2 protein-coding genes are annotated in these 2043 nt (G+C 56.1%); both read left to right on the top strand.

Annotation, left to right across the window (positions count from 1 at the left end):
• Window positions 1-87 precede the first annotated feature (87 nt).
• A complete protein-coding gene (tnpB, locus tag AACY36_RS28125; protein ID WP_060766773.1) occupies window positions 88-447 on the top strand; it encodes an IS66 family insertion sequence element accessory protein TnpB in 360 nt (119 codons plus the stop codon).
• 18 nt (window positions 448-465) lie between these two features.
• On the top strand, window positions 466-1998 hold the full coding sequence (tnpC, locus tag AACY36_RS28120; RefSeq protein WP_339497766.1) for an IS66 family transposase: 1533 nt from the start codon (window positions 466-468) through the stop codon (window positions 1996-1998).
• Window positions 1999-2043 lie beyond the last annotated feature (45 nt).

Below are 2043 nucleotides of genomic sequence, written 5' to 3'. Positions count from 1 at the left end.
ACTGTATCCGCTCCACGAACCCCACATTCCAAACGAATAGCTGACAGCTGATGCTGTGCTCCCGATTTCCCTTAGGAGCCCGCAACCATGATGCGTCCCGACGCCAAGGTCGAAAAAGTCTATCTCTACCCCAAACCTGTCGATTTCCGAAAGTCCATCGACGGCCTCGCCGCCCTGGTTGAATTGGATATCAAAGTGGCAGTGTTCGATCCCGTGCTTTTTGTTTTTCTGAATCGCCCCCGTAATCGGGTGAAAATACTTTATTGGGAGCGCAACGGCTTCTGCCTTTGGCTCAAGCGCCTCGAATCCGAACGATTCAAAACGTCCCCTGACGATACGGATGAAGCCATTGTCCTGACGGTTCAGGAACTGAACTGGCTGCTCGACGGTTTTGATCTCTGGCGCAACCGTCCGCATCAGGTTTTGACGCCGCGATTTGTCGCGTAGTTGGATATAATCCGGGCCATGATTTCCATGCCCGACGACCTCCCCGATGATCCGGTTCTGCTCAAGCAAATGCTTGTGCAGATGCTCAGTGAGCGTCAGGTGGACAAAGACCAGATTGTTGATCTGAAAGAACAGATCCGGCTATGGCGTGAACGTTTTTTCGGGCGTAAATCAGAACAAACCGTCGATCCGCAGACGCCACAGCTCGCGCTCTTTAATGAACCTGAAAGTCTCGCTGTTCCGGTCTGCGACGAGTCTGACGAAGAAGCCGTTGCTCCTACCAAGCGCCGTGGCAAGCGCAAGCCGTTGTCGACTGACTTGCCGCGCATCGAAGTTATCCACGAACTTCCAGAGCACGAACTGACCTGCGCCTGCGGCTGTCGCAAACACGTCATTGGCGAAGAAACCAGCGAACAGCTGGAGATCGTGCCGATGCAGATCCGCGTACTCAAACACATCCGCAAAGTGTACGGTTGCCGCAGTTGTGAAACCGCGCCGGTCACCGCTGACAAACCCGCTCAGATAATCGAAAAGAGCATGGCCAGCCCCAGTGTGCTGGCGATGTTGTTGACCACCAAGTATGTCGATGGTCTGCCGCTGCATCGTTTTGAAAGTGTACTGAGTCGACACGGCGTCGATATTCCACGGCAAACCCTGGCGCGTTGGGTGATCCAGTGCAGTGAACACTTTCAGCCACTGCTGAACCTGATGCGTGATCGATTACTGGAAAGTCCGGTGATCCACTGCGACGAAACCCGCGTCCAGGTACTCAAGGAACCGGATCGAGACCCGACCAGCCAATCCTGGATGTGGGTGCAAGCCAGCGGCCCGCCAGAGCGGCCAGTGATCCTTTTTGACTACACCACCAGCCGAGCGCAGGAGGTGCCGTTGCGCCTGCTCGGCGACTATCGCGGCTACGTGATGACCGATGATTATCCGGGTTACAACGCATTGGCGTTGCAACCCGGAGTTGAGCGTTTGGCGTGTATGGTCCATGCGCGACGCAAGTTCGTCGAAGCGCAGAAGGTACAGCCCAAGGGCAAGACCGGTCGCGCCGATATCGTGCTGGCGATGATGAGCAAGTTGTATGGCATCGAACGCGAGCTCAAGGATGCCTGCGATGAACAGCGGTTTATCGGTCGGCAGGAGAGAAGCTTGCCGGTACTCGCCGAGTTGAAAAGTTGGCTGGAGAAAACGCAGTCCCAAGTCACGCCGCAAAGTGTGCTGGGCAAGGCGGTGAATTACCTGGCGAACAACTGGAGCCGGTTGGAACGCTATGTGGAGGCCGGCCATTTGCCGATCGATAACAACTTGGCGGAGCGTGCGATAAAGCCGTTTGTTATTGGGCGCAAGGCGTGGCTGTTCAGTGACACGCCTAAAGGCGCCACGGCCAGTGCGCAGATCTACAGTTTGGTCGAGACAGCCAAGGTCAACGGCCAAGAGCCCTATACGTGGCTGCGCCACGTACTGGAGCGATTGCCGCACGCCTCGTCAGTAGAAGATTACGAAGCGCTGCTGCCGTGGAACTGCTCGCCACAGATGCCACGGTAAACCGAGGTTACATCTTGTGGTAGGTGGGGTTTGTGGATCGCACTC

The organism is Pseudomonas sp. EA_15y_Pfl1_P101 (assembly GCF_963970835.1).
GTDB classification, from domain to species: Bacteria; Pseudomonadota; Gammaproteobacteria; order Pseudomonadales; family Pseudomonadaceae; genus Aquipseudomonas; species Aquipseudomonas tritici.
Note: the sequence above shows the minus strand (reverse complement) of the source record. Positions and strands in the feature narration are given on the sequence as shown.